A 17,446-nucleotide genomic window follows, 5' to 3' on the forward strand; every position below is an offset into this window, starting at 1 on the left:
GGATTTGTAGTAAGTACGTTTCGTGCTTAGCATAAATCTTCTTGTTGAAGGACTTTTATCATGAATTCAAGAGGTAAAAGAAATTTTCTGCGACAAACAAGTTATATAGAAAAGTGTAAAAAGGAAGATGAAATCCGTTTGTTGCGATTATATCTAATAAAAAAACGCTCAACCGAAGAAATCATTAATAACATATGGCGTGAACCCGCCGAACATCACACACAAGAACGCGATGTCGTAAACCTTCTTGCGTCATCAACGATCACCGAAAACTGATCCACTTTTTAGCTAAATCCGATCAATCAAAATTGATCCACTTTTACTCAGTGATTGCTCCTGAGCGCCGCTTATCTTTCAATCGATAGCTTTCACCGCTTAATTGCAGTACATGCGAATGATGAAGTAAACGATCAAGCATAGCGGCAGTTAATGTTGCGTCATCAGCAAAAGCATTTGGCCATTGCCCAAATGATAAGTTACTCGTCAATATGACACTGCCATGCTCATAACGCTTGGCAATCACATTGAAAAACAGGTTTGCTTCTTCTCGCCCAAACGGCAGGTATCCAATCTCATCGATAATCAACAATTTCGGGGCCATCACCGAACGTGATAGATATTGTTTGAGCTTATTTTGTCGTTTGGCAGTTGAGAGTTGCAACATCAGTTCAGCTGCCGTGGTAAAGCGGGTTTTCTTCTTGGCCTGTACTGCTTTTAATCCTAACCCAATAGCTAAATGCGTTTTGCCTACACCGCTTGGGCCAAGCAACACGACATTTTCATTACGTTCAATAAACGTTAATGCGCTTAATTCCTGTATGTGTTGTTTGGGGATCCCCGTTGCAAACTTAAAATCGAACGTATTAAGTTCTTTATGTGCTGGGAATCCTGCCATCCGACTCAAAAGATTACGGGTTCGTTCATCTCGTTGTTGTTGCTCACATTTTAATAGGGACAGTAAAAACTCTCCGTAGCTTTTGTCTTGGGCAATGCATTGTTCGGCAAGTGATGACCAATGAGTCGGAATAGAATTTAATTTCCACGAGTTTCGCACAGGCCTATAAAATTCTAGAAATGGCTTAAAAGTAATGATTAATCTGCAAGTTACTGAAATGCATAAATTTACTTAATTTACAATAAGTTATATTTAATTTATAAGGTTTTATCTATTTATATATTATGCTGAATTAAACTTAAAAATAGAGCGTTTTTTTATTGGTGCGAAACTCGTGATTTCAATGACTCACACAGGTGTTCAATTTGTTCATGCAATAACATGTTCACCTCCCAGCAATGCTTCGTATACGCTGATTGAGTGTTGCAAACTGACAGATTCAAGGGGCGGTACGATACGGATATTAAGCGTATCAGTCTGCGGGATAGATTGGCAAACCCTTGCTGGTAAGGGTAGAAGATACTTAACTTCCTTAGCTAGTCTATCTGCTGGCTTCTCTAACGTTGTTCCATGAATCCGCTGATGGGCAACGCGTTGTAACCAGGGCCCCACTCTTGCATTAGCTATCTCAATATCCAGTTCAAGATTATGAGCACGAAGGTCGGTATTTAATGGTACGATAAAGCTGTTTTTTAAATAGTGGTTAAAGCGCTCTACTTTCCCTTTAGTTTTTGCCCTGTAGGGCTTGCAAGCACACAATTTAAACCTGTAATCTTTCGACATTTGAAGCATTTCAACATGTAATTTATGTTCACATTCTGCATAAGCATCCCGTTCGATGATGAGGGATTTTGCGTTATCACACAATATTTCCTGTGGTACACCACCAAAATAGTCGAAAGCTTCTCGTAAACCTTGTTGCCAGGATTCTGCTCGTTCATTATCAAAGAACTTTACATAACTCGCACGCGAATAGCCTAGCGTTGCACCAAACGCTTTTAGTGATTTTTTACCTCGCCGGATGCTGGTGAAGTCGATTTGCATTTGTTGACCTGGCTGTGTTTCAAAACGGACGACAGCTTCGGGAACAATGCTTGGTTTAAATTGACAAACAAATCGGCGTAATTGAGCAATACCACCTTGATAGCCGCTTTCAACTACTTCATCAAATAAGACTGTTGCAGGGATCCAATCAGGTTTAGCCAGTTCAATTCGATGAAGCAAATAAGGTTTAAAGGGTGCTAATTTAGTCGGTTGTTGACTTCTTTTAGCATAAGTTGGCATTGTCTGTTGTTGTAAATGATGTTTTACGGTGTTACGGGATATGCCCAATTCACGGGCAATTTTTCGAAGGCTTTGTCCTTGTGCAAAGCGAACATGAATATCCACAAATATCTCCTTGGTTAACATAAATTATCCGTACAAAAATGTGCGAATAATACCAAGTGGATCAGTTTTGCATGATCGGTGACAACGTTGGTGATTCAACGTTAAGCCTGCCTACTTTTAGGGGCTCTTCTGAATTCTTTTTGGCATAATTGTCGTTACAGGCTTTTTGGCTTAGCACGTCGGTTGTCGAATTACCCGTTGTTTGTTTTACAGCGGAACTGTTGAGCTTGGTATTGAGTCCTTGGGTTAATTCTGTTTTTGTAGCGTAGTCTCCGTTTGGCTGCTTGCTGTTTAATGCATCTATCACCGATTTCTGGCTCATTACTTTATCAGTGGCGTTACCTGTTTGCTGCACGATATTTGCGGATAAAATAGCGTCTTTTAGCGACTGCCACTGGGTGGTATCGGTTAAGGGATTGCCGGCGTTGTTTTCGGTCTTTGAGAGATAGATATTACCGTCAGACAGGCATGCCGCCCCTTTGTTGTAAATCTGCTTTTCGGCATATTCAGCAATCCCGTTTTGGTAAAGGTGGGTCACAAGGGCGCTAACGGTAAATCCCACCGCATTAAAATCCTGCATGGTGGGCAATTCTGACACGGGCAAAATGCCCCATCCACGCTCAAAATCGGCATTGAGATTTTTCTCAAGATTGTCGGTGATTTCTTTCGAACCAAACGCGGTTCTTTCTTCCGTTTTGCTGCCCCCTGCAAACGGTTGAATATCAATATTCGGTCTGTCTATTTTCAAAGTCACGAGTTTCGCACAAAACTAATTTGGGTACGCTAATAAAACACGGATTTGCTCAGTAATAGCACTTTTGATTACGTCCCAATTTTGTTGATAAAGGGTTATTTTTTCAGATATACGACGTTTATGTTGTTCAAACCACGCAGAAATAGCGAGAAAAATATGATTTCTTTGCGCTCGGCTCGTGCGAGCCTGACAGCGTTCAATACCACAGTTTTGTTTAACTTCTCGATGATAAACTTCAACAGACCAACGGGCATCCATGATAGATTGGACGTATTGACGGGTGGGATTCTCTTTGTTTGTTACTATGTAATCAATACGGCCGTTTTTGGCTGTAAATTTGAAAACGGTTACCCAACCATATCCTCGCAAGTGTATTGACGTTCCTTCTTCTGAGATGTCTAACTTGTTCAGTTGTTTGTTATGGTTAACAATCCTATTTTTCCTCAGCGTGGTTACCCAGATCCAACCATGAGAGCGAATTGATTTCAGGTTATCCAGGCTAGAATACCAAGCATCCATCACTACGGCTTCTGGCATGATCCCTCTTTTTTTAGCAAGAGTGAGCATTTCGGAAAAGTGCGTGTTTTTTGTTTTTCCATCAGAATCTTTATCATAAATACGATAATTGATAGGAATTGATTCAACCTTCGTCAGATCATGCCAAAGAAAATTAACTAAACCTATGCCAGCAATAACCTCATGTTCATTACCTGAATATTGATAATGGACCATCACTATTTTTTTACTACGTGTTTTGGCAATCAATGTATCATCGGCAATTAGTACGCAAGGGCTTTTTTTGTCTATAGAAGGTTCAACTAATCGCCATAGGTCTTTAGGTCTAAAACATCTACTTTTTAGCCATCGGCTAACAGTGTCATGAGATAAAGGCGATGGGCTTACTTCTGATAACGCTAAACCAGAGTATCTTAAACTGCTTACTTGTAAGAATGTTTTATAGATATCTTTAATACATGGATAACCCGACAAAATATGAACACCCTGATTTTTTCTTGTTTTTAAATTTATATTTCTTTTTTGGAGATTGCGAAACTCGTGAAAGTTATCTCCTGTTATTCAAAAAAGTTTTCTTGGCAAAGTAACCAATGCTTGCTTCTGGGTTAACGTCAAAACGGCTGTACCACGAAATGGCATTTTGATGTCCCTTAAAGCCAAACGTGCCTTTCGGTTCCTGAGTTACATAATTAATTTGCACGCCCTGCGGACGGGGCAGTAAATCAAGCCGTAAGATGAATTCCAGCCACTCCCTATCGGCTCTTGGTGTAATAACGATGGTGAGGCTCATGTTCTGGCGGTCAATTAAATAGCCTTCGCCTTCTATGGCAAAATTGACCGCCTGTTGCAGTGATAACAGGCTCACATCACCGGTTTGGGTGGCGGTAGCAAGGGCGGTATTTTTGATGATTTTGAGCTTAATCAGGCTGCGATATTGCTTATCGGGTAATTTCAATGGCAAAAAATCCTGTGCAAATTTGGAGCGAAAGCCCCCTTGTTTTTTCCGCTCTTTTGACCAAACGGCAACGCTTTGGCGTGATTTTTAAAGCCAAAAAAGCCTTTGCGCTCACCACTGGGTTGAAAGCGACTGATTCCTACCCAACTGCCGATGATATCCAGCGGGTCACCTTGCGCCGTTTCGAGATTAAACGCTTCCCGAAAGGCATTAACGGTATCAAAACAATCCGCATACCCATTAAAAAGGGCGGAAATCTCCGCCCTTGCCTTGGGTTTGGTGTAATACTGCTTGATTAGCAGTTTTTGATATTCTTCTTTGAGACTCATGTGACTACCTCATTAACCATGATGTTGTCACTGACGATGTTGAATTTCTCATCAACATCGGCTTTTAAAATGGCACTCGTCCACGTGTTGCCGTCCTTTGATATTTGAAGGTCAGAGACATAGTAAGTACGTGCAATGCGGTTCAAAATGCAATAAAGCGCAGTCACTTTGATGTTTTCGCCAATGCGATAAGGGATTTAACCAGTTCGTCTTTAATCTCCTGTATCGGCACAGGCTCATTGGCTTTTTCACGCGTGGCGGTGAGCTTAATTGAAATTGTGGTGATTTTAGGACGGTCAAATCGGTATTCATGCACTACCTCAAAAAACGTGTCGTCTGCTTGGGCTATCTTGTCAATGTATTTTCCCGTGATAGTGCCTTTAAGTCCCGTCCCCCCTGTTTTGTTGCGGGCGATACAATCAATAATTGCCTGATTTTCACCCCCTTCTGCTATTACCCAAATCGAATGAGGCGGAATATTCAGCGCATCAGTCTCATTGGTGGTGTTTTCGTATACCACTGCATCATTAACGCCTTTAACCAGATTCAAACGGGCAGCCATACCGCCAATCGTGCTTTGGCTGGCATTCGCAAAGGTTTTTAACCGTCTGCGCCGTAAATGACTATCACTTTCGTTTTCCTTACGTAACAGCCCGTTGATTCTGGCTAGATAATCAAGGTGGAGTCCTTCGGCTTGCTCCGGCTTCAAGTTCTCACGAGTTTCGCACCAATAAAAAAACGCTCTATTTTTAAGTTTAATTCAGCATAATATATAAATAGATAAAACCTTATAAATCAAATGCAACTTATTGTAATTTAAGAAAATTCATGTGTTTTAGTAACTTGCAGGTTGATCATTGCTTTTAAGCCATTTCTAGAATTTTATATGCCTGTGCGAAACTCGTGGTTCTGATAGAGCTTTTTGACCAATACCAAACATTCATGGGCAATTCGGCTATAAATAGCAATGCGCTGCCCGTCAGGCGTATCTTGTGAAAGATTAATATCACTGCCGTAAATTGTCTTAAACTCGGCAATGAATATTTCAATCAGTTCAGGTAATGTCGCAATCGTGATACCGTTTTCATCAAGTTTGATATTCACTGGCTGACCTCCTGATTAAGGGGGCGTGTTCGGTTAAAGACATCGGTATAATCCATCTCGATGTGTGCGGTGAAGTCCTTAACGGTGATATTGAGCTTATCGACACGCACGACGCCCTCCGTCCCTAATGCCACCTTGTAGATTTCACGGCGCAACGTTTCGCCCGTACCACGACTACCGAGTAGTTGCAGCCAGTCCATGCCAAATTCAACATCTAGCCACCAATCGGATTTGAAACACTGCAAACGGGTTTTGATATTCTGGTGAATTGCCTCGCTGTCAACGAGGTAATCATCAAGCGATTGACCAAATCGCCAATCGTTGTGCTCTGTCAACTGGCTGGTTTTCATAAAAATCACCTTCGGGTTATTTTGGTTTTCCGGTGCTGTCATTGCCTGTTTCTACGCCTCCGTGCGTATGGTTGCCGACATCGATATTGCCAACCGTTAACGATTGCTGTGCGGTGATTTGTGGAGCAGTGATAATGCCTTTCACCTCAAGGTTGCCGTCAATCGTGACGTTGAGTTTGACGTGAATATTGTGAGTAAAAATGTGGTCACCGACGGTGGTTGCCACCTTCGGTATCGAAAAGGCGCCGTCACGATTGCAAAGTCCAAAAAGGGCGACACAATCACTATAATCATGCAACCGATTTTCTGCTCCGCGCACGTTGTCGTTGCCTATCCACCAATTATCGATACAACTATCAAAGGTGAGCAAAATGCAGTAATCGCACACGGCGACCGGATAGGCGGTGTAGCTGCCGCCACCTTGTGACCAAGAGACAGGTACATTGGGGAAAACCGGAAATTCGATTGCGTGAATTTCATCGTTAATCACCACGTTTTTTTTAGTGACAGGCTGGCAATCTACCGTGGTTTGGTTCACCTTGACCACTTTGGCAATCAAGGCACAGCCCATCTCAGATTTGATATGATTGGCAATGGTTTTCATCAGTTCGATATTCACGCCTTACTCTCCTTCACCACCACGTAGTTTTTTTCCTGCTGGCATTTGCACGTCATCGTCCACTCGCCTGTGTCACTTTCGCCCGCGTAGTCAATCGCGCAAATGCGATAAACGCCGTTAAGATGCGGGGCAACCTTGCTGTCAATTGGCACCTGATAGCCAATTGAGACATTGGGATTGAGGACGCTTTTAAAGGTCAGTACGTTTTTATCGTCAAGCGTGGGCGTTTCCATCAATCCGGTATTCACACTGATTAACTCTGTTTTCCCATTTTGCACCTCGTTTCGTCTCAAAATATGCAACTGCCCGTTGTCGATAAAAAGCTGTTCTTTTTCATCTTTGAGCTTACGTAATTCATCAAACGAAGACCCCGTCATGATTTTGGGGCGAATCAACGGTGATTGCGTGGTGACTTTGCCTTTTTTCACGCCTGTCATGGTACTCACAGTAGCATCAACCGCCTCAGATTTTGACGTCACGGCTTTGCTGATGGTTGCCGTGCGAAAAGCAAACCCGCCGTCGGCAATTTCCAGCGTGGTGACAATCTCAGTGCCTTGCTTTGATAGTGTGACTTTACTGACGGAGCCAGAAAACAGCAGTTTCAAGTCCGTGGTCAGATAACCTATGGAAAGTTGAGCGGCAATATGCTGCTTGCGATATTGAAAATCAGCCAGCGAATGACGACGCGACGGCGACAAATTAAACAGTGAAATTTGCCCGATATTGGGGCGGTCACGGGTTAAATCCTTCGAAAACGAAAAAGTGATTTTAAACGGCGGGACTATCTTTATTGCCTTTTTCCCTTCACCTATTAACAACTCGAAATCACGAAAAAACGGCGTTTGACGGTTCAATAGACGGCCTCCTTCTCTTCTTCACCAACCAGCAGATAGAGCACTACCCTGCCACTGGCAAAATCATCCAGCAAGGAAGGCTCAATATCGCGATTATCACGGGCGACAGCCACTATCGTAAACGGCAATCGGCTATCGTGTAGCAGCGGTACGTTAAGCGAAACCGCCACCCCGTTAATTGCGATATTCCGATAAGTAATATCCATATTCCACGCTGAAATACTTGGATGAAACGTCAATGTCAGTTCAATATCGTCAATGTCGGTTAACAGCGTATGTGTTTGCACCGGATCGCTTGATAGGTTTTCAATCTGGCACGAGTTTCGCACAAAACTAATTTGGGTACGCTAATAAAACACGGATTTGCTCAGTAATAGCACTTTTGATTACGTCCCAATTTTGTTGATAAAGGGTTATTTTTTCAGATATACGACGTTTATGTTGTTCAAACCACGCAGAAATAGCGAGAAAAATATGGTTTCTTTGCGCTCGGCTCGTGCGAGCCTGACAGCGTTCAATACCACAGTTTTGTTTAACTTCTCGATGATAAACTTCAACAGACCAACGGGCATCCATGATAGATTTGAGGTATTGACGGGTGGGATTCTCTTTGTTTGTTACTATGTAATCAATACGGCCGTTTTTGGCTGTAAATTTGAAAACGGTTACCCAACCATATCCTCGCAAGTGTATTGACGTTCCTTCTTCTGAGATGTCTAACTTGTTCAGTTGTTTGTTATGGTTAACAATCCTATTTTTCCTCAGCGTGGTTACCCAGATCCAACCATGAGAGCGAATTGATTTCAGGTTATCCAGGCTAGAATACCAAGCATCCATCACTACGGCTTCTGGCATGATCCCTCTTTTTTTAGCAAGAGTGAGCATTTCGGAAAAGTGCGTGTTTTTTGTTTTTCCATCAGAATCTTTATCATAAATAAGATAATTGATAGGAATTGATTCAACCTTCGTCAGATCATGCCAAAGCAAATTAACTAAACCTATGCCAGCAATAACCTCATGTTCATTACCTGAATATTGATAATGGACCATCTCTATTTTTTTACTACGTGTTTTGGCAATCAATGTATCATCGGCAATTAGTACGCAAGGGCTTTTTTTGTCTATAGAAGGTTCAACTAATCGCCATAGGTCTTTAGGTCTAAAACATCTACTTCACGAGTTTCGCACAGGCATATAAAATTCTAGAAATGGCTTAAAAGCAATGATCAATCTGCAAGTTACTAAAACACCTGAATTTTCTTAAATTACAATAAGTTGTATTTGATTTATAAGGTTTTATCTATTTATATATTATGCTGAATTAAACTTAAAAATAGAGCGTTTTTTTATTGGTGCGAAACTCGTGTACTTTTTAGCCATCGGCTAACAGTGTCATGAGATAAAGGCGATGGGCTTACTTCTGATAACGCTAAACCAGAGTATCTTAAACTGCTTACTTGTAAGAATGTTTTATAGATATCTTTAATACATGGATAACCCGACAAAATATGAACACCCTGATTTTTTCTTGTTTTTAAATTTATACTTCTTTTTTGGAGATTGCGAAACTCGTGTCTGGTACATACTGTTTAACCTCCAAACAAAGATTTCAGGGCGCTTTTTTGTGGCGTCTGAGCGCCTTTGTTTTTCGCCACACTCATTTGTGCTGCCCCTGTTTTGCTCATCCCTGTAGCGGATTGGTTGGCAACAGGGGTGATGTTCACCTGCTCAAAGGTGACAAAGCGCACTTACTTAAGCGTCAAGGTGAAAAGCAAAAAACTATCTTCATTGCTTTGCGAGGTGGCGAAACTTTCCAGCGCCATGTTATCGAGCACCTGATAACCCATATCGACTGTGATAAATTCCCTGCGCCGTGTTTTCGACCTGCGATTTTAAATCCAGAATTTGCTGCGCTTTGCTGTTCATTTCCGCAATTTTTTGCCTGACCGCCTGTGTCCGATTGCCTACATAGCTATCAATAAAACCAATTTGCCGATTGAAAGACTCAAAGACGGTATTTTCACTACTCAAACTTAAAAACGAATCGGAAATCACGCCGCCTATCGAGATTTGCACAGGGGTAGGGTTAATGTGATCGGCAATCACAACGCCTGTTTCCAGTGGGATATCGGTGACGGTAGCACTGCGTTGCGTGGTTTTATCCGTCCAGACATAAGCGGTGAATCCAGCGATGCCGATTTTTTGCGTGGGCGTATTGGAAATGTGATTTGAGATCACTTGAGAGAGAAAACTCAAAAGGCGCCTCCTCGTACCAACTGGTCTTGGCTCAGCATAGGGATATGGTTGTGAACCTCCCTGCCAATCTGTTGACCGATTGCCTTATTGCCGCCTGCCACATTCACATTGATGTTGTTGGTCTGTGAGGCAGCATTGCTGATAACTTTCTGGCTGTTTGTTGAGATGTGATTAATCGTCTGACTGGCTTGTTGCAGCCTGTTATTGGCGAATTCCACGTTTTTGGTGGCGTTGTCGAGTTCTTTATCGGAATCCGAGAAAATACTTTTGATGGCATTCCACGTACCCGTAAAGATTTTCTTCACGCCGTCCGCCACTTTTTTAAATTTGTCACTGATGATGTTACCGATATCACCAAAATTGCCGGAAAAAAGCGCTTTAACAATCTTAAGCGGTGCGGTGAATATCGTTTCAAGAATATCACCCACGGCGTGCAAGCTAGCGGTCATCTCCTCAGTAGTCTCAGCAATACCGCCCGTGAAAAGGTCTTTTACCCAATTCCACGCAGCCACAAACGGTGCTTTGATATCTTCCCACATCTTAATGAAAGACAGCGTTACAGCGTCATAGGCATCGTTAAAGGTTTTTTCACACCAATTGCCGATCGCGGTAAATTTTTCACTGAACCAATTGACCAGTGGTGAAAATATCGCTTTTAAAACTGCACAAACGCCTGTTTTATCATGGCAATCACCGTGCCCCAATCGCCAGTAAACACCGCCGTGATGAAATTCACCAAAAAGAGAAAATCTGCCTTAATGCGATCCCACATAGCAGAAAAATAACCGATAACAGTATCAATCATTTTTCGCACATCATCGGGAAATATTCCCCAGCCTTCCATCCACTTGCTAAACACACTTTCACCGCCGTTCATCCAGACGTACAGGTCTTCGATGACGGCGACAACAGCAATAATGCAGCAGCGACCCAAAAAATAGGATTGGTTAGCAATGCCACCCCCATGGTTTTTATCCCTTGTATCTTGAAATTTGGTTATAATAATAGCGATTAGATTTGGCAAGGTGTATGTAATCCGATTGTCCCTGGGGTTTATAGCCCGTAGCAAAGCGAATGATGCATACACTTAGCCACTCATCTGAAACCCGAACAGTTGTCCGTAATTCATAACGTATTTGCAAGGATGGGTAATATGAGTCAGCTAAATCCAATTTGTGTAGGAATTGATGTTTCTAAAGCTTCATTGGATATTGCAGGCACCAATAACATTGAGCAGTTCAGAGTCAGCAATAACCCTGACGGGTTCGATACCATCATTTATCAACTGAAAAAGAACAACATAGCCTTGATTCTGATGGAAGCTACAGGTGGTCTCGAGGCAGCGATTGCATGCGCTCTTCAGGCTGAAGGTTTTGATGTTGCCGTTATCAATCCCAGGCAAGCCAGAGACTTTGCTCGATCCATGGGCTATCTGGCAAAGACTGATAGAATAGATGCCAGAGTTTTAGCTCAGATGGCTGATGTCATTAACCGCCATCCTGAGCGGTCACGTTTTATCCAGGCTATTCCTGATGCAGAGCGTCAGATTCTTGCTGCTATGGTGGTGCGCAGACGCCAGCTGATTGCAATGCTTGTAGCTGAAAGAAACCGGATGCATCCATCTCACCCGCAAAACAGAAAAAGCATCAGTAACATCATCAATGCACTAGAAAATGAACTTAAACGGATTGACGAGGATATGCATAAGCATATTACGGATCATTTCAACGAGCTTGCAGAGCGGCTAAGTACTATCAAAGGCATTGGTATGATGACTGCTGCTACATTGCTGGCAGAAGTCCCTGAGTTAGGGAAACTCTCGCGCAGGGAGATCAGTGCACTGGTTGGGGTAGCTCCTGTTAATAGAGACTCGGGAACCATGCGTGGCCGACGAACCATTTTTGGCGGTCGGGCCGGAGTTCGAACCTCTTTGTACATGGCTGCACTGGTTGCAACTCGTTTCAATCCGGTGATAAAAGCATTTTACACACGGCTGGTTGCAGCAGGAAAAGCCAAAAAAGTGGCGCTGGTTGCCTGTATGCGCAAACTGCTGACTATCCTGAATGCGATTCTCAGAAAGAACCAAGAATGGGATGAGTCGTATCATAACGTTGCTCCATAAATATACTGTTCAAGACAGTTGCTTGATATCACCTCTTTTAATGAAACGCTTTATTTCATCGATGGCGATGATGAAAAACAACTTGCCTGGGTCGCTGCGCAAAAACCCGCGACCGCCATCCATAAAATCATTTTGGTGAACGGAAATATAAAAACAACGGCGGAGACCTTAAATCAGCGTATCTACTTTGACCAGGGTGGCGTTTTAGTTAACCGGTTTGGTATTGAGAAATTACCCAGTGTAGTGGATGAAATGCCAAATCAATCCTTACTACGGATAACCGAGGTGGCGATAAAATGAGTCAGTTTGAAGATTTAGAAGTTAATCCCGAAAAACCCGATCATCACCGTATTTATCTTTATCCTGCCAGTGGGACGCTTGAGCAGGAAATAGGGGAAGAGCTGAGAGTGATGATGAATGTCGGTATTCCTGATATGCGGATTTGTTTATTCGATCACCCAGACCCAGAAATTGAACATTTTGACGTTTTAATTGAATTCAGCCATCAAGTAGCCCCTGAATTTTCGCCTGACGACGAAGTTTACGTTTTTGATGAAGCAAAAACGGATGCCGACATTGGTGATGAATTATTCAATCGGTTGATGAAGTTAAAAAAAGGCACCGAAATCAGAATACAAAAACAGGAGATTTTATGAAAAGCCGTATCACAGTGGGTTTATTAATGAGCGCATTACTGTTGCCGGCTGCGGTATTAGCCGAAACAACACATTGTACGCCAAAAGGTTGTAAAGTGCTTAGCGCGGAAGAAATCCAAAAAAGCGTCATTGAAGATATCAGCACAAATTTTGGTGGTATGCATCCGGTCATTAATGCAAAAGGAAGCGTCACGCTTGTCGCGGTTTATGATTATGCGTGTGCCGACTGTAAAAAAATGGCACCGATGTTGTTAACGCTGGCAAAAAAACACCCCGATATTCGCGTGATATTTCGAAATACACAAGGTGAATTACCGAATGCCCAATTAGCGGCACAGGCTGAAAAAAAGGTCTGGATATTGCAGGGAGAGAAGGCCTTTATGCACTATTTTAGCCAGCTATTTAAGGGTGAATCGGTAAAAGAAGCAATGTTTGGTGTAGGGATTGCGTTTGCTGGCACGAAAGAGGAACTTTTGGGATGGGATGTCACGAGCGACAAGATAGCCAAGCAAACCAAATACTTCCTGGAAGAGTTAAATATAAAAACCACACCCGCGTTCATTGTCACTGCTACTAAAAATCCAGACGTGAACACCACCACAATGTTAACCGGTGTGGTCGATGAAAAAACGTTATTAGCCGCCGTCCAAAAAGCGAAGCGAGGCGAATAATGAAACTGCGCCTCTTGCAACTATTGCTCGCTTTTTTGCTGCTCAATCCGATGCTATCGGCAAAAGCGTCATTGTGTGAGGGTCGCTGGGTCAATCCCATTACCGATATCTGCTGGCGCTGTTTGTTTCCGATAAGTCTCGACAATATCAGTTTAAATAGCAGTGAATTACCGGATACGCGTAATCCCTCTTCCCCGATTCAGTTATGCCCAGCGCCACCCCCGTTATTTCAGCGCATTGGTCTTGCGATAGGTTTCTGGGAGCCGTTTGCCATGACCGATGTGACGCGCTCACCGATGTGTATGGTCAATATGGGCGGTTTCACCATTCCGATAGGACAAATTGGCATGGGAAAAGGCACCAAAGGCGCGAATGAAAATCCAGGCGGGATGTACCACGTTCACTGGTATAAATATCCGCTGATTAGCTGGCTTAATATCTTGACCACCATTGGCTGTATGCAAGGCGGGGAATATGACATTGGTTATCTCTCTGAACTTGACCCGATGTGGATGGACGACAATCTGGCGCTTTTTACCAATCCAGAGGCGCTGCTATTTGGTAATAGCAGCGCGCAGTTAGCCTGTGCCGCCGATGCGATTGCCAGTGAAGCCCGTTTGCCACTCGATGCGCTCTTTTGGTGCGCGGGTTCTCACGGCTCGATGTATCCATTCACGGGGACGGTTTATTCCGAAAGCAGTGGCATTAATAGTGCGTTATTACTCACTGAGCGGATGAATTTTAAATTACATCGTCAAGGCATGATTTGGGACACGATTGGCGAAAACAAGGCGGTATGTCAGGAATACCCGACTGTGATTATGCCCAAAAGCCGTTACCGCTATCAGATGGTTAACCCCGTGCCCGATGCCAATCAATGCCATCCGACCGGTCGCAGTGTGATTCGCTGGCAAACGGGTAAAGAAATGCCCAACACCAAAAAGAATTACGGCTATCTGGTGTGGAAAAAACGCAACTGTGTGGTGCTTTAGGAGGATGAAAGTGCGAAAAGTGATATTGCTCTCTTTATTAATCTTGCTGGCTTCAGCCACCACACAGGCAGAAGAGGGCGCGCCGTTAGCAAGTGTACAGCAAGAAACCGCCTATTTTTTATCATCCAGCATCCCCGAAAAAACGTTAGTGCCGCTATTAAAATCAGCACAGACAAAAGGAATTCCAGTCTATTTTAATGGACTGATTGACAACAGCATGGAAAAAACCGCCCGTTACTTGCTCAATCTGATGCAAAAATATCAGGTAGCGGGTATCCAGATTGACCCGCTGCGCTTTGATGACTATGGCATTACCCAGGTTCCTGCGCTGGTTAAACGCTGTGGCAAGACATTTGATGTCGTGTATGGGTCAGTGGCGTTAGATGAAGGTCTCATACAAATCAGTCGTCATGGAGCGTGCCGTGATGAATAAAATACTGACCGTGCCACTCTTGATGTTTGCGATATCGGCGCTTGCCAACGACATGGATAATGCGGCGAAAGAAGGCTATGACCTGGCTGAACAAACGCAAAAGCAGACGGAATCTGCGCTAAAGGATTTTCAGCCACAAAAGGAATTACCCAATTTTACCCCTAACCCCAATGAGGCAAATTTCTATCAAGATGCATCGAAAATAGGTAATGCTGCCAATCAGTCCCTAAATGACAGTGAACTAGGCAAGCTCGCCCGTGAAACCTATATCAATAATCCCAAGGATAAAATCGACTGGCAATCGGACATGGTAAAAAACAGCCAGACGATACAGGAAAATGCCGAAGGCATCACCGCAGGCAGTGTTGAGCAGTGCAGCAAAAAAAGCATTAGCCAGTCAAGCTTTAAAGCGCATGTTTGCCAACGGGGAAAAACCATTGTCAGCACCTGCACTAACACGGCCAGCGTTGAGTGGACAAGTGAAACGCAAACCAGAACTGTCACACGGGTTTATCAATTGCAAAACTTACCGTTCCATAAGGAGGGCGGTCGCATTGTGGTGGTTATCACGCCGGATATTGAGGGGACGATAGAAAAAGTAACTTATGCTCACCCAGGTTGCCATCGTTGCTATGGCGGTGTGGAAGTTTCAGGGCTTGGCGGTAATTTCTTTTATTGGATCGGTTCAAGACAGACGCTGAGTGGAGAACTGAATATAACTGACCGAACATTCAGTCAAAGTCGACCCATCCGATTCTCACACAACGATCGAGACAGTGCGAAAAGATATCGCTTTAATCAACCGGCAAAAGTAACGTTGCACTTTACCGTAAAAGTCAATGAAACAATCTGGCATCCAAAAGTCGTTTGGACAGCGAACTGCCCCGTTGATAAAGCCAATGCGGTCAAAACTAAAGCGGGGTGCAGCCAAAAAGGGGAAACCCGTTATGTCGTTAAAGACGGCAAACGTTATCCTGTCACGCTCCCTTGCTGGCAAGAATCCGAACAGTGGGTCGCCTCAGAAAACGATGATAATACCTGTGGACGCTGGGAAAAAGACCCCAATTGCAGTGAAGGGAAACGCCAGTGTTTGCAGAAAATCGGCAATTTATGCGTTAAAGAATCGGTCAAATTCCAGTGCCAGCAAACCACGCAGGGAGAAGGTTTTCTCTGTGGCGGTAAATTCTACTGTTCAGACGGCAAATGCGCGGCTATTGCATCCGGTAAAAACAATGATTTTGGTGAAGCGGTATCACAATTAGCCGCACTCGCTAAAGCCGGTAAAGACATCAGCAGGCGTGGCAAAAATATTAGTGCCTTTACCGGTAAACCGATGGCATGTCGTAAAACGGCGATTGGCTTTAGTAATTGCTGTAAAAGCAACGGTTGGGGACATGATATCGGTCTTGCCAGTTGTGACAGTGAAGAAAAAGCGATTGGGAAAGCCAAAGAAAAAGGATTGGTGGTTGATGTTGGGGAGTTTTGCGCTGAAGACGTGTTAGGCGTGTGTTTGCGTAAAAAACACAGCTATTGCGTGTTTGACAGTAAGCTCGCGCAAATTGTCCAATTACAAGGTCGTGATGGTCAACTGGGCGTGTGGTTTGGCAGCGCTAAACATCCCGACTGTCGCGGACTGACGATTGACGAATTGCAGCGGGTGAAATTTGATTTGCTCGATTTCACCGAATTCTATGACGAACTCAATAGCCAAACGAAACTACCGGATAGCAAAAAGCTCACTGAAAAGATAAGCCAGCAGATTAAAAACGAATTACAGGGGCGCAAATCATGAAACGCCTTTTGTTAAGTGGCTTGCTGTTATCGGCGGTGGTTACCGCCAAACCGGACGATGGCTATCACTATTCCCCTGCGGTTGGCTGGCACTGGTATAACGAACCGGCACCGCAACAGGAATCGCCGGAAGCACCGTCATCACCGCAAAAACCGCTGTCAGCCGTGGAAACCATGCAAAAAATCAAAGCCCTGGGCGATGAATTACGCAATGCTGCGGTGCTCGACCCGAAATCACCGGAGAAAGTGGCGCGCTGGATGGCATTTCAAAACTACTGGTCGGATAACGCCAGTCAGTTTTCAGCCACCTGGCAGAAGGTGCTACTCCTCAAACCGGAACTCGATTACAACAACCGTCACTCGCACTATAACGCCACCGTACCCCTGTCTTACGCGAACGAACGTAAAGCCCAAGCCACCGCCATTAAAGCCGTCAATCAACGCTATGGGGTCTTTTTCTTCTATCGTGGCAAGGTGCCGTTGGACAACAAATTAGCCCAAGTGGTGCGGGAATTTGCCCAGCAATATCAGATGGCGGTAATGCCAATCAGTGTCGATGGTGTCATCAACCCTGAATTACCTAACAGCCAGAAAGACCGAGGACAGGCCGCCACGATGCAAATTCGTTATTTCCCTGCGCTTTTTTTGGTTGAACCGAGCACGGGAAGCTACCATCCACTGGCTTATGGTTTTATCAGTCAGGATGATTTAGCTAAACGGCTGTTAAACCGTGTCACTGATTTTGCCCCGAGGGATTAAC

25 protein-coding genes and 1 pseudogene are annotated in these 17,446 nt (G+C 43.9%); 8 read left to right on the forward strand and 18 right to left on the reverse strand.

Annotated features, from left to right (window positions below):
• Positions 1 to 319: 319 nt before the first annotated feature.
• The 18 genes and pseudogenes from istB to V3224_RS20585 all read right to left on the reverse strand — a co-directional run bounded on the left by istB (position 320) and on the right by V3224_RS20585 (position 11,045).
• On the reverse strand, positions 320 to 1,054 hold the full coding sequence (gene istB, locus V3224_RS20500) for an IS21-like element helper ATPase IstB (protein WP_334472381.1): 735 nt from the start codon (positions 1,052 to 1,054) through the stop codon (positions 320 to 322).
• 210 nt (positions 1,055 to 1,264) lie between these two features.
• Positions 1,265 to 2,305: an IS21 family transposase gene (gene istA / locus V3224_RS20505; RefSeq protein WP_334472380.1), complete on the reverse strand. Its 1,041-nt coding sequence runs from the start codon at positions 2,303 to 2,305 to the stop codon at positions 1,265 to 1,267.
• A gap of 40 nt (positions 2,306 to 2,345) precedes the next feature.
• Positions 2,346 to 3,038, reverse strand: a complete 693-nt coding sequence (locus tag V3224_RS20510) for a hypothetical protein (RefSeq protein WP_334472379.1) — start codon at positions 3,036 to 3,038, stop codon at positions 2,346 to 2,348.
• Between the two features lie 15 nt (positions 3,039 to 3,053).
• Positions 3,054 to 4,028 carry an IS701 family transposase gene (locus V3224_RS20515; protein WP_334472378.1) on the reverse strand — a complete coding sequence of 325 codons (975 nt, stop codon included), beginning with the start codon at positions 4,026 to 4,028 and terminating at the stop codon, positions 3,054 to 3,056.
• 73 nt (positions 4,029 to 4,101) lie between these two features.
• Complete coding sequence (locus V3224_RS20520; protein ID WP_334472429.1) at positions 4,102 to 4,509, reverse strand: DUF2612 domain-containing protein; 408 nt, start codon at positions 4,507 to 4,509, stop codon at positions 4,102 to 4,104.
• Positions 4,506 to 4,838 carry a DUF2612 domain-containing protein gene (locus tag V3224_RS20525; RefSeq protein ID WP_334472337.1) on the reverse strand — a complete coding sequence of 111 codons (333 nt, stop codon included), beginning with the start codon at positions 4,836 to 4,838 and terminating at the stop codon, positions 4,506 to 4,508. Before V3224_RS20525 ends, V3224_RS20520 begins: the two co-directional genes overlap by 4 nt.
• Before the next feature lie 163 nt (positions 4,839 to 5,001).
• Positions 5,002 to 5,547, reverse strand: a complete 546-nt coding sequence (locus tag V3224_RS20530) for a hypothetical protein (protein WP_334472430.1) — start codon at positions 5,545 to 5,547, stop codon at positions 5,002 to 5,004.
• 173 nt (positions 5,548 to 5,720) lie between these two features.
• Entirely contained in the window at positions 5,721 to 5,942 is a 222-nt protein-coding gene (locus V3224_RS20535; RefSeq protein WP_334472431.1) for a hypothetical protein, read from the reverse strand.
• On the reverse strand, positions 5,939 to 6,334 hold the full coding sequence (locus tag V3224_RS20540) for a hypothetical protein (RefSeq protein WP_334472432.1): 396 nt from the start codon (positions 6,332 to 6,334) through the stop codon (positions 5,939 to 5,941). The genes V3224_RS20535 and V3224_RS20540 overlap by 4 nt, the downstream gene beginning before the upstream one ends.
• Positions 6,309 to 6,911: a Gp138 family membrane-puncturing spike protein gene (locus V3224_RS20545; protein ID WP_334472433.1), complete on the reverse strand. Its 603-nt coding sequence runs from the start codon at positions 6,909 to 6,911 to the stop codon at positions 6,309 to 6,311. Before V3224_RS20545 ends, V3224_RS20540 begins: the two co-directional genes overlap by 26 nt.
• Complete coding sequence (locus tag V3224_RS20550; protein ID WP_334472434.1) at positions 6,908 to 7,765, reverse strand: baseplate hub protein; 858 nt, start codon at positions 7,763 to 7,765, stop codon at positions 6,908 to 6,910. Before V3224_RS20550 ends, V3224_RS20545 begins: the two co-directional genes overlap by 4 nt.
• A complete protein-coding gene (locus V3224_RS20555) occupies positions 7,762 to 8,094 on the reverse strand; it encodes a phage baseplate plug family protein (protein ID WP_334472435.1) in 333 nt (110 codons plus the stop codon). The genes V3224_RS20550 and V3224_RS20555 overlap by 4 nt, the downstream gene beginning before the upstream one ends.
• A gap of 4 nt (positions 8,095 to 8,098) precedes the next feature.
• Positions 8,099 to 8,938, reverse strand: a pseudogene (locus tag V3224_RS20560) (IS701 family transposase); the annotation flags it as partial.
• A 173-nt stretch (positions 8,939 to 9,111) separates the two neighbouring features.
• Complete coding sequence (locus V3224_RS20565) at positions 9,112 to 9,270, reverse strand: hypothetical protein (protein WP_334470634.1); 159 nt, start codon at positions 9,268 to 9,270, stop codon at positions 9,112 to 9,114.
• A gap of 84 nt (positions 9,271 to 9,354) precedes the next feature.
• On the reverse strand, positions 9,355 to 9,513 hold the full coding sequence (locus V3224_RS20570) for a hypothetical protein (RefSeq protein ID WP_334472436.1): 159 nt from the start codon (positions 9,511 to 9,513) through the stop codon (positions 9,355 to 9,357).
• Positions 9,514 to 9,589: 76 nt separating this feature from the next.
• Positions 9,590 to 10,021, reverse strand: coding sequence for a phage baseplate protein (locus V3224_RS20575; RefSeq protein ID WP_334472437.1), 432 nt, complete (start codon positions 10,019 to 10,021; stop codon positions 9,590 to 9,592).
• On the reverse strand, positions 10,018 to 10,725 hold the full coding sequence (locus tag V3224_RS20580) for a hypothetical protein (RefSeq protein ID WP_334472438.1): 708 nt from the start codon (positions 10,723 to 10,725) through the stop codon (positions 10,018 to 10,020). Before V3224_RS20580 ends, V3224_RS20575 begins: the two co-directional genes overlap by 4 nt.
• Positions 10,677 to 11,045 carry a hypothetical protein gene (locus tag V3224_RS20585; RefSeq protein WP_334472439.1) on the reverse strand — a complete coding sequence of 123 codons (369 nt, stop codon included), beginning with the start codon at positions 11,043 to 11,045 and terminating at the stop codon, positions 10,677 to 10,679. The genes V3224_RS20580 and V3224_RS20585 overlap by 49 nt, the downstream gene beginning before the upstream one ends.
• A 129-nt stretch (positions 11,046 to 11,174) precedes the next feature.
• Here V3224_RS20585 and V3224_RS20590 point away from each other — a divergent pair, with 129 nt between their 5' ends.
• Genes V3224_RS20590 through traF form a run of 8 tightly spaced genes read left to right on the forward strand, consistent with a single transcriptional unit; the run spans position 11,175 to position 17,445 of the window.
• Positions 11,175 to 12,143: an IS110 family transposase gene (locus V3224_RS20590; protein ID WP_032115191.1), complete on the forward strand. Its 969-nt coding sequence runs from the start codon at positions 11,175 to 11,177 to the stop codon at positions 12,141 to 12,143.
• Between the two features lie 18 nt (positions 12,144 to 12,161).
• Positions 12,162 to 12,443 carry a hypothetical protein gene (locus V3224_RS20595; protein WP_334472440.1) on the forward strand — a complete coding sequence of 94 codons (282 nt, stop codon included), beginning with the start codon at positions 12,162 to 12,164 and terminating at the stop codon, positions 12,441 to 12,443.
• Entirely contained in the window at positions 12,440 to 12,799 is a 360-nt protein-coding gene (locus V3224_RS20600) for a hypothetical protein (protein ID WP_334472441.1), read from the forward strand. Before V3224_RS20595 ends, V3224_RS20600 begins: the two co-directional genes overlap by 4 nt.
• Positions 12,796 to 13,470: a thioredoxin domain-containing protein gene (locus V3224_RS20605; RefSeq protein WP_334472442.1), complete on the forward strand. Its 675-nt coding sequence runs from the start codon at positions 12,796 to 12,798 to the stop codon at positions 13,468 to 13,470. The genes V3224_RS20600 and V3224_RS20605 overlap by 4 nt, the downstream gene beginning before the upstream one ends.
• On the forward strand, positions 13,470 to 14,462 hold the full coding sequence (traU, locus tag V3224_RS20610; RefSeq protein ID WP_334472443.1) for a conjugal transfer pilus assembly protein TraU: 993 nt from the start codon (positions 13,470 to 13,472) through the stop codon (positions 14,460 to 14,462). The genes V3224_RS20605 and traU overlap by 1 nt, the downstream gene beginning before the upstream one ends.
• 10 nt (positions 14,463 to 14,472) lie before the next feature.
• Entirely contained in the window at positions 14,473 to 14,895 is a 423-nt protein-coding gene (trbC, locus tag V3224_RS20615) for a type-F conjugative transfer system pilin assembly protein TrbC (protein ID WP_334472444.1), read from the forward strand.
• Entirely contained in the window at positions 14,888 to 16,687 is a 1,800-nt protein-coding gene (traN, locus tag V3224_RS20620; RefSeq protein ID WP_334472445.1) for a type-F conjugative transfer system mating-pair stabilization protein TraN, read from the forward strand. Before trbC ends, traN begins: the two co-directional genes overlap by 8 nt.
• Entirely contained in the window at positions 16,684 to 17,445 is a 762-nt protein-coding gene (gene traF / locus V3224_RS20625) for a type-F conjugative transfer system pilin assembly protein TraF (protein WP_334472446.1), read from the forward strand. The genes traN and traF overlap by 4 nt, the downstream gene beginning before the upstream one ends.
• The last annotated feature ends 1 nt before the right edge of the window (position 17,446 follow it).

Origin of the sequence: Arsenophonus sp. PmNCSU2021_1 (genome assembly GCF_036919435.1) — a bacterium.
In the GTDB taxonomy this organism is placed as follows: domain Bacteria; phylum Pseudomonadota; class Gammaproteobacteria; order Enterobacterales; family Enterobacteriaceae; genus Arsenophonus; species Arsenophonus nilaparvatae.